Genomic DNA, 9,952 nt, shown 5'->3' on the forward strand with positions numbered 1-9,952 from the left:
GCTCATCGACGGGCGATGGCCGGAGTACTTGCACGCGTGCTACCGACCACCCCGCCAGACCCACGACGGCACTCAATAACCGTGCCGGATAATGCGCCGAGCTGACCGGATGATCGATATAACCCTTTCAACCTTTTGATGTTTAACGTTTTAACGCCACGTTATTGCCTTGTTTCACTCCCTGCTTACCGCCCTTGAGGCTAGATGACCTTCACGCCCTGTCGAGTGGGGGATTCAAAGTGGTGCACCCCGGATCGACGCGAGGTGTCTAGACCGCACTTGCAACGCTTTCAAGCCGCTGATTTACCATGACAAATCTCGCTCAAATAACGATCCTGTCAAGTGCGTCAAAATGGTGAGCAGCCTCACCATTTTGGTGAATCAATAAATTAATCCTTTAATTTCAATATCTTAATTAACGCATAAGCTTATAAAAAATAATCTTGCTCATTTCATAAACTCCAGCTAGCGTCTAATCCTGACAGTTGTGACAAGAATATAAACCGGCACGACTTTACCTACCGTGATCGATAAAACATAAAGAACCGGCAACAGTCGGTCATGCCTGCGAGGAACTCGGAATGTCTCTGTTGATCCGTGGCGCCACCGTTATTACCCATGATGAAAGTTATCGCGCCGATGTGTTTTGCGCCGACGGCGTGATCAAGGCCATCGGTGACAACCTGGATGTTCCCGCCGCTGTCGAAGTGCTCGATGGCAGCGGTCAATACCTGATGCCCGGCGGCATCGATCCCCATACGCATATGCAGTTGCCATTCATGGGCACGGTCGCCAGTGAAGACTTCTTCAGCGGCACGGCGGCGGGTCTCGCCGGCGGCACCACCTCGATCATCGACTTCGTGATTCCCAACCCCCAGCAGTCGTTGATGGAAGCCTTTCACCAATGGCGCGGCTGGGCCGAAAAAAGCGCCAGCGACTACGGTTTCCACGTGGCGATCACCTGGTGGAGCGAACAGGTCCGCGAAGAAATGGCCGAACTGGTCAGCCATCACGGGGTGAACAGCTTCAAGCATTTCATGGCCTACAAGAACGCAATCATGGCCGCCGACGACACCTTGGTGGCGAGCTTCGAGCGCTGCCTGGAACTGGGCGCGGTGCCCACCGTGCACGCCGAGAATGGCGAACTGGTCTACCACCTGCAACGCAAGTTGCTGGCCCAGGGCATCACCGGCCCCGAAGCCCATCCGTTGTCACGCCCTTCGCAAGTGGAAGGCGAAGCCGCGAGCCGCGCCATCCGCATCGCCGAAACCCTGGGCACGCCGCTGTACCTGGTGCACGTGTCCACCAAGGAAGCCCTGGACGAAATCACCTACGCCCGCAGCAAGGGCCAGCCGGTCTACGGTGAAGTACTGGCCGGGCATCTGTTGCTGGACGACAGTGTCTATCGCAATCCCGACTGGCAGACCGCCGCCGGCTACGTGATGAGCCCGCCCTTCCGCCCACGCGGGCATCAAGAGGCACTCTGGCACGGCTTGCAGTCCGGCAACCTGCACACCACCGCCACCGACCACTGCTGCTTCTGCGCCGAACAGAAGGCTGCCGGGCGTGACGACTTCAGCAAGATCCCCAACGGCACCGCCGGGATCGAAGACCGCATGGCGGTGCTCTGGGACGAGGGGGTCAATAGCGGCAAATTGTCGATGCAGGACTTCGTCGCCCTCACCTCCACCAACACCGCGAAGATCTTCAACCTCTACCCACGCAAGGGGGCGATTCGCGTCGGCGCCGATGCGGACCTGGTGCTCTGGGATCCCCAGGGCAGCCGCACGATCTCAGCCAAGACCCATCACCAGCAAGTGGACTTCAACATCTTCGAAGGCAAGACCGTGCGCGGCGTGCCCAGCCACACCATCAGCCAGGGTCGGCTGGTGTGGGCCGACGGCGACCTGCGGGCCGAGCGCGGCGCCGGGCGCTACATCGAACGGCCGGCGTACCCGGCGGTGTTCGATTTGCTGAGCAAGCGGGCGGAGTTGCACAGGCCGGTTGCCGTGAAGCGCTGAACCCAGGCCTTCGGCCAATCGCGAGCAAGCTCGCTCCCACATTGGATTTGAGTGAATGCGAAAGCCATGGGCACTGCAGATCCCCTGTGGGAGCGAGCTTGCTCGCGATAAGGCCAGTCCAGACACCGAAAAACCACTGCCCACCAGAGGCAGCACCTCAAACACCGTGAGGCCCACTCCATGATCCAGCCCTTGAGTCACCTCCCCCACTCCCAGGAAGACCCGGCCACCCTCGCCGCCCGCTTCAGCGACCTGACGCCTCCGCTCAATGCACGCCAGGCCCACCTGGAAGCATCTCGCTGCCTGTACTGCTACGACGCGCCCTGCGTGAACGCCTGTCCGAGCGAGATCGATATTCCTTCGTTCATTCGCAACATCCACCACGACAACGTCCAAGGCGCGGCCCAGAAAATCCTCTCGGCCAACATCCTCGGCGGCAGTTGCGCCCGGGTCTGCCCCACGGAGGTCCTGTGCCAGCAAGCCTGCGTGCGCAATAACGCCCATGAGTGCGCGCCGGTATTGATCGGCCAACTGCAACGCTATGCAGTGGACAATGCCCACTTCAGCGAACACCCGTTCAAGCGTGCCGCCACCACTGGCAAGCGCATCGCCGTGGTCGGGGCCGGGCCGGCGGGACTGGCGTGTGCACACCGCAGTGCGATGCACGGCCATGACGTGGTGATTTTCGAAGCCCGGGACAAGGCCGGCGGTCTCAACGAATACGGGATCGCCAAGTACAAACTGGTGGACGATTACGCCCAACGCGAGCTGGATTTCCTGCTGGGCATCGGCGGCATCGAAATCCGTCACGGCCAGAAACTCGGCGAGAACCTGAGCCTGAGCGACCTGCACCAGCAGTTCGACGCCGTGTTCCTCGGCCTCGGCCTGGCCGCCAGCAAACAACTGGGCCTGAGCGACGAGCAGGCGCCGGGGCTGCTGGCCGCCACCGAGTACATCCGCGAACTGCGCCAGGCCGAAGACCTCAGCCAGTTGCCGCTGGCCGACCGCTGCATCGTGCTCGGTGCCGGCAACACCGCCATCGACATGGCCGTGCAGATGGCTCGCCTCGGCGCCCGGGACGTCAGCCTGGTCTACCGTCGCGGCCTCGAGGACATGGGGGCCACCTTGCATGAGCAAGACATCGCCAAGGCTAACCAGGTGCGTCTGCTGACCTGGGCCCAACCGCAACAGGTGTTGCTCGATGACGCCGGGCATGTGCGCGGCATGCGCTTTTCCCGTACCCATCTGGAAAACGGTCGGCTGGTCATCGGTGCCGAGACCTTCGACCTGGCCGCCGACGCTGTTTTCAAAGCCATCGGCCAAGCCTTCGATGACCACGCACTGGTGGACCCACTGGCCCGAGAGCTCAAGCGCCAGGACGGGCGAATTCTGGTGGACGAACACCTGCGCACCAGCGTACCCGGTGTCTACGCCGGCGGCGATTGCACCAGCCTGGACCAGGACCTCACCGTGCAGGCCGTGCAGCACGGCAAGCTCGCCGCCGAGGCGATCAACGCTCAACTGATGCTTAACGTGGAGGCTGCGTAAATGGCCGATCTGTCGATTGTCTTCGCCGGCATCAAAGCGCCCAACCCGTTCTGGCTGGCCTCCGCGCCACCCACCGACAAGGCCTATAACGTCGTCCGCGCCTTCGAGGCCGGCTGGGGTGGCGTGGTCTGGAAAACCCTCGGTGAGGATCCAGCGGCGGTGAATGTATCTTCGCGTTATTCGGCCCACTACGGTGCCAATCGCGAGGTGTTGGGCATCAACAACATCGAGCTGATCACCGACCGTTCCCTGGAAATCAACCTGCGGGAAATCACCCAGGTGAAAAAGGACTGGCCGGACCGGGCGTTGATCGTGTCGCTGATGGTGCCCTGCGTCGAAGAATCCTGGAAACGCATCCTGCCCCTGGTGGAAGCCACTGGTGCCGACGGCATTGAGCTGAACTTCGGCTGCCCCCACGGCATGCCGGAACGGGGCATGGGCGCGGCGGTCGGCCAGGTGCCGGAGTACGTCGAGCAAGTGACCCGCTGGTGCAAGACCTATTGCTCGCTGCCGGTGATCGTCAAGCTCACGCCGAACATCACCGACATCCGCGTCGCCGCCCGGGCGGCCCATCGGGGCGGTGCGGACGCGGTGTCGTTGATCAACACCATCAACTCCATCACCAGCGTCGACCTGGACCGCATGGTCGCCCTGCCCAGCGTCGGCAGCCAGAGCACCCATGGCGGTTACTGCGGTTCGGCGGTCAAGCCCATCGCCTTGAACATGGTCGCCGAAATCGCCCGCGACCCGCAGACCCAAGGCTTGCCGATCTGCGGCATTGGCGGCATCGGCAGTTGGCGCGACGCGGCGGAATTCATCGCCCTGGGCAGCGGCGCGGTGCAGGTCTGCACGGCGGCGATGCTGCATGGTTTTCGCATCGTCGAAGAGATGAAGGATGGCCTGTCACGTTGGATGGACAGCCAGGGTCACGCCAATCTGCAAGCGTTCTCCGGTCGCGCAATGGGCAACACCACTGACTGGAAGTACCTGGACATCAACTACCAGGTCATCGCCAAGATCGACCAGGAGGCCTGCATCGGTTGCGGGCGCTGCCACATCGCTTGCGAAGACACCTCACACCAGGCCATCGCCAGCCTCAAGCAGGCGGACGGCACGCGTAAATATGAAGTGATCGATGAAGAGTGCGTGGGTTGCAACCTGTGCCAGATCACCTGCCCGGTGCAGGACTGCATCGAAATGGTGACGGTGGACACCGGCAAGCCGTTTCTGGATTGGAACCATGATCCGCGCAATCCCTATCATGTAACCGCTTGAAGGTTGGGGTGTCTGGACTGGCGCCATCGCGAGCAAGCTCGCTCCCACATCGGATTTTTGGTGAACACAAATTTTGTGTTAATCACCGGCCCCTGTGGGAGCGAGCCTGCTCGCGATGAGGCCATCAGCCTCACCAAAAATTCTCAAGGCTCCAACCCGATCCCCCGCAAAATCACCCCGGTCACCGTCTGCACCGCCCGTTCGAATTGCATGTCGGACAGCGGCTGGTGGTCGTTGAGGATATTGATCTGGTGGTCGAAGTCGGCGTAGTGCTGGGTCGAGGCCCAGATCATGTAGAGCAGGCTCGAGGGCTCCACCGGGAGGATGCGTTTGTCCTCCACCCACTGGCGGATTTTCGCTTCCTTCATCTTGGCCCAGTCATAGAGGCTGGCATCCAGTGCCTGGCCCAGGGCCGGGGCACCGTGGATAATTTCGTTGGCCCAGACCTTAGAGCCGTAGGGCCGGCTACGGGAGTGGTTCATCTTGGCGCGGATGTAGCTGCTGAGCACCACCCGCGGGTCGTCAAACATTTCGAAGCACAAGGCATCCTGCTTCCACACCTCCAGCAGATCGAACAGCACGGCGCTGTACAGTTCACTCTTGGTGCTGAAGTAGTAATGCAGGTTGGAACGCGGTAACTGCACTTCGGCGGCGATGTCGGCCATGGCGGTGCTGCCGAAGCCTTTCTCGGCAAAGACCTTCTCGGCGGCCAACAGGATTTTCTCGACGTTACTGCGACGAATCTCGATCTTGTGATTGCCCATGAGGGCTCCCTGGCAACAGCGTTGCTCAAGACTAGCATTCACCCACTTTTGATAACACTGGGGATCCCTGCGGGAGCGAACCTGCTCGCGATAACGTCATCAGCCTCACCTGAGTTATCTAATGCCCTCCTATCCCGGACTAACAGTTCTGCTAGTAGACGTCCTCCGAGAAATACCCGAGCCTGACACAGGCCGAGCGCGCCTAGGAGATCTAGTCCATGTCAGCTTCATCGAAAAACATACTGTGCCGCTATCACTACGATCCACTGGATCGCCTCACAGGCCTGACACCGCTGGGGCAGCCCGGTACACAACGCTTCTATCAGAACAACGAACTGGTCAATGAAATCGACAGCGAGGCACAGCTCACGATCGTGCGCAACGGGGAACAGCCGCTGGCTCAGCGGCTGAGTGTCATCGGTGTGACCGAGACGACACTGTTGGCGACGGATCAACAGCGCTCGCCGTTGACGGCGGTGACGGACGCAGATTTGCAACGGATGGCCTATACCGCCTACGGTCACCGTACGGGGGACAGTGGCTTGAGCAGCTTGCTGGGTTTCAATGGCGAGCGGCCTGAACCGATCACCGGGCACTATTTGTTGGGACAGGGTAATCGGGCGTTCAATCCGGTGTTGATGCGGTTCAATAGTCCGGATGAGTTGAGTCCTTTTGGTGATGGGGGGATCAATGCGTATGCTTATTGTGGGGGGGATCCGGTTAATTGGTATGATCCGAGTGGGAATATATTACAACCATGGGTGTCCAAACCTGTTTATTTTAGGCCATGGACAGACCCACCGGGGACACTAAGAACATTGGCCTCTTCGTCAAAAACTATTTCTCGCCCTCCTCGAAATTCGTCACATCACACCTCTGTTGCAGCCACTTCCGCTACTGACCCAAGCAATCGCACGCCAATAGCTCCTTCCGACGAAACACGTTGGAAGATTAAACTACCTCCAGAGGGAAAGCCTAGAGAGAAACAATCAAAAATTGTAGAAAGAAACAAGAAGCAGCAGCAAAATTATGATGACAAGACAAACCTTGCAGAAGATGCTCGCTATTATGATAAACATATGCAACCACACAGCCCGAGTCTGGGACACGAGAAGTATTGGGAAAGCTACTACTCACACAAAGATGCAGTAGAAAGAATTTACTTGAGAAACACACCTCGGAAGGACCTCGCTCTCGCAAAGAACAATATGAGCCACGCTTTAAAGCGCCTTAAGCAAAATATTGTGGAAATAACTTTCGCAGATAAGATAGAGAGACTTCGGAGACAATAGAAAAAATTCAGATCCGACTCTTTCATAGTCAAAAAAGCCAAGCATAGCAGTTATTCTCAGCTGAGTATGATTGGGGCTTAATGGCGACAAGAAAATCAGTGTTCTTGCCCCAACGCCGCCTGCTACACACTACGATGACTAACAGTTCTGCTAGTAGACGCCTTTCGAAAAATACCTGAGCCTGACACGACCGAGCGCACCCGGGAGACCCAGTCCATGTCAGCTTCGTCGAAAAACATCCTATGCCGCTATCACTACGATCCACTGGATCGCCTCACAGGCCTGACACCGCTCGGGCATCCCGGTACACAACGCTTCTATCAGAACAACGAACTGGTCAATGAAATCGACAGCGAGGCACAGCTCACGATCGTGCGCAACGGGGAACAGCCGCTGGCTCAGCGGCTGAGTGTCATCGGTGTGACCGAGACGACACTGTTGGCGACGGATCAACAGCGTTCGCCGTTGACGGCGGTGACGGACGCAGATTTGCAACGGATGGCCTATACCGCCTACGGTCACCGTACGGGGGAAAGTGGGTTGAGCAGTTTGCTCGGGTTCAATGGCGAGCGGCCTGAGCCGATCACCGGGCACTATTTGTTGGGACAGGGGAATCGGGCTTTTAATCCGGTGTTGATGCGGTTTAATAGTCCGGATGAGTTGAGTCCGTTTGGGGAGGGGGGGATCAATGCGTATGCTTATTGCAAGGGGGACCCAATCAATCGGTATGACCCAAGTGGACATTTTCCTATTCGACCCCGTCCCTCGACGGCGCCACTCACAAAGGCTCAAAAGCTACTAAATGCATCCAAGCATAAAATTGAAGCATTATCCTCTACATCCGTTGCCATCTCCCGCCCTGGTGGATCCACTAAACCCCAAAAATATTGGACAGAGTTGTACAATGCACCCCCTAGGCAATCGATGCTAACCGCTGAGCATCTCCCCGCCGCGAGCCTTATCCCTGATGACGCAGACTTTCCTGTTTTATTAAGACATTCGCTCCATCTTGACGAGCATATATTGAATAAGGGCCCTATTCAAATGAAGGTAGATGCAGAACTTCTAGAATCCCATCTCTCAACGTTAGGCCGCATAACAAAGCTTAATACTTCTACCGCCACAAGAGCGCAGATTTTCTCCGCACTGGCGGAATCCGACCGTGCCAGGCTTCTCCTTAAAGAGGATATATACACTAGAATCCAACTTGGAGAAGAGGTTGTAAACATTCGCACCCAAGGCAACTCACCTCCAAGATGACCTGCCGCCTTATCCAGAGCCCCGTTCAAGTCACCCATTGCGAGCTGGTTCGTCCCACACTTAATGGTGTTTCTGATGCTCCCTCACCACGGGGTTATGTCGGCTGACGGGTTTCGATGCTGTCCAGCGCGCGGTTGGCTAGCAGGCTGCCCAGTTCGATCAGTTGTTGGATGCCCAGGAGGAAATGTCGGCGTGAACCGTCCAGGTCGAAGGCCAGGTCATTGACCATGGCATGGGCCGAGGCCAGGGTTTCGCTGAGGTTGGCGAGCAGGCTTTCGGTGTCGATGTCTTTGTTGACGGTGAAGAGCTGGCCGGGGGCAGGATCCGTTTCAGGCTTATCCGGCTTGGGGTTCAGGTAATGGTCGAGGACGCGGTCGGTGACTTCGTCGTGTTTTTGGGGCTTGGTTTTTTTGCGCGGCGAGGCTGGATCGGTGTTCGGTGGGTTGGGAGTTACTTTGAACATAGTTGAAGCTCCGATGCTGTAGAAGGGAGCCAACACCCTCTCGCTACCAAACGAATTAGGGTGGCGGCCATACGAAGGTTGGTAGACCGGGCATCGGAGCCGGCGCCTCCGAAGAGGCCCTGCGCATGGCCACCAAAAAGCGAAGTGCGTGATTGCACTCGCAAGCGATGACACTATGCACCGACAGCCCGGGCTACCAAACCCGATCACTGATTCAATCAGCGACCCGGAAACGATAGAGCCCTGCCCCCCAGGCGCACAAGCCGGCGGATTCTGGCGCAGGTGTAGGTAATGGCGCAAGACGACGTAGCCCGATCCAGAACGATCCTACATCTGAATAAACACAGCCCTGTTTAGACTGGGAATAGGGTCAACCACACACCTGTGGCGAGGGGATTTATCCCCGCTGGGCTGCGAAGCAGCCCCAATTACTGTCGCAGCGGTGTGTCAGGCTGATTGCATTCAGCCGTCTTTAGGGCTGCTGCGCAGCCCAGCGGGGATAAAATCCCCTCGCCACAAGAGACCTCACCGTCCATGAGCGCGCGGGCATTCGACTAATGTCTTAGACCAGTCATCGCACAACCAAGCACCCTCCCCACTATCTTAAAACCACAAATCTGCCCGGCGCCACGGCCTGCGATCTTGACCTCGTCCAGCAACAGCCATTGAAACGCCTCATCTTGAAGCACAGCCGAGTTGGACAATTCCGATAATGGCCAGTTGACAATGAGCAGCCGCTTCCAAATAATCCCTCCCATGTTGTACGACGACGTATGACAAAAATAAAAACAACAAAAAAGTAGGGAGCGTCATAGTGAGCACACGTGTCCGTTTTTCGCCCGATCAACGTCCAAACCGCCGTACCCTTCTCAATGCCAGCCCCGCCCTGGTCCTGCTCGGTTGCAGCGGCCTTGCCGCCTTTCTACCAACGGCCGCCAGCGCCGAAGGCTTCGTCGATGACGCCAAGGCCACGCTGAACCTGCGCAACGCCTACTTCAACCGCAACTTCACCAACCCGAACAACGCCCAGGGCAAAGCCGAGGAGTGGACCCAGAACTTCATCCTCGACGCCAAGTCCGGCTTCACCCAGGGCGTGGTCGGTTTCGGCGTGGACGTGCTGGGCCTGTACTCGGTCAAGCTCGACGGCGGCCGTGGCACCGCGGGTACGCAGTTGCTGCCGGTGCATGACGACGGTCGTCCTGCCGATGATTTCGGTCGTCTGGGCGTGGCCCTAAAGGCCAAGGTGTCGAAGACCGAGTTGAAGGTCGGCGAGTGGATGCCGGTGCTGCCGATCCTGCGCTCCGACGACGGCCGTTCCCTGCCGCAAAC

At 58.3% G+C, this 9,952-nt stretch carries 8 protein-coding genes; 6 read left to right on the forward strand and 2 right to left on the reverse strand.

Annotated features, from left to right (window positions below; translation table 11 throughout):
* Positions 1-581 precede the first annotated feature (581 nt).
* From hydA to preA, 3 genes are all read left to right on the forward strand, one after another.
* Positions 582-2,021 carry a dihydropyrimidinase gene (hydA, locus tag BLQ55_RS04675; RefSeq protein WP_092252647.1) on the forward strand — a complete coding sequence of 480 codons (1,440 nt, stop codon included), beginning with the start codon at positions 582-584 and terminating at the stop codon, positions 2,019-2,021.
* Positions 2,022-2,201: 180 nt separating this feature from the next.
* On the forward strand, positions 2,202-3,569 hold the full coding sequence (locus BLQ55_RS04680) for an NAD(P)-dependent oxidoreductase (RefSeq protein WP_092252649.1): 1,368 nt from the start codon (positions 2,202-2,204) through the stop codon (positions 3,567-3,569).
* The gene (gene preA / locus BLQ55_RS04685; protein WP_092252651.1) at positions 3,570-4,844 is read left to right on the forward strand and encodes an NAD-dependent dihydropyrimidine dehydrogenase subunit PreA; all 1,275 of its coding nucleotides are present in this window, start codon (positions 3,570-3,572) and stop codon (positions 4,842-4,844) included. It abuts the gene before it with no gap.
* A 143-nt stretch (positions 4,845-4,987) separates the two neighbouring features.
* Here the strand turns inward: preA and BLQ55_RS04690 are convergent, their stop codons facing one another.
* Positions 4,988-5,608, reverse strand: coding sequence for a TetR/AcrR family transcriptional regulator (locus tag BLQ55_RS04690; RefSeq protein ID WP_092252653.1), 621 nt, complete (start codon positions 5,606-5,608; stop codon positions 4,988-4,990).
* Positions 5,609-5,826: 218 nt separating this feature from the next.
* On the opposite strand from BLQ55_RS04690, the gene BLQ55_RS04695 reads away from it, so the two are divergent.
* Complete coding sequence (locus tag BLQ55_RS04695) at positions 5,827-6,900, forward strand: RHS repeat-associated core domain-containing protein (RefSeq protein WP_092252654.1); 1,074 nt, start codon at positions 5,827-5,829, stop codon at positions 6,898-6,900.
* A gap of 216 nt (positions 6,901-7,116) precedes the next feature.
* Positions 7,117-8,160 carry an RHS repeat-associated core domain-containing protein gene (locus tag BLQ55_RS04700; RefSeq protein ID WP_092252656.1) on the forward strand — a complete coding sequence of 348 codons (1,044 nt, stop codon included), beginning with the start codon at positions 7,117-7,119 and terminating at the stop codon, positions 8,158-8,160.
* A 94-nt stretch (positions 8,161-8,254) separates the two neighbouring features.
* Here the strand turns inward: BLQ55_RS04700 and BLQ55_RS04705 are convergent, their stop codons facing one another.
* Positions 8,255-8,623 carry a DUF6124 family protein gene (locus BLQ55_RS04705; protein ID WP_092252658.1) on the reverse strand — a complete coding sequence of 123 codons (369 nt, stop codon included), beginning with the start codon at positions 8,621-8,623 and terminating at the stop codon, positions 8,255-8,257.
* A gap of 814 nt (positions 8,624-9,437) precedes the next feature.
* Here BLQ55_RS04705 and BLQ55_RS04710 point away from each other — a divergent pair.
* On the forward strand, positions 9,438-9,952 hold a 515-nt coding region (locus BLQ55_RS04710; protein ID WP_143011691.1), incomplete at its 3' end, for an OprD family outer membrane porin.

This window comes from Pseudomonas sp. NFACC13-1, from assembly GCF_900104425.1.
Classification (GTDB): Bacteria; Pseudomonadota; Gammaproteobacteria; order Pseudomonadales; family Pseudomonadaceae; genus Aquipseudomonas; species Aquipseudomonas fluorescens_AA.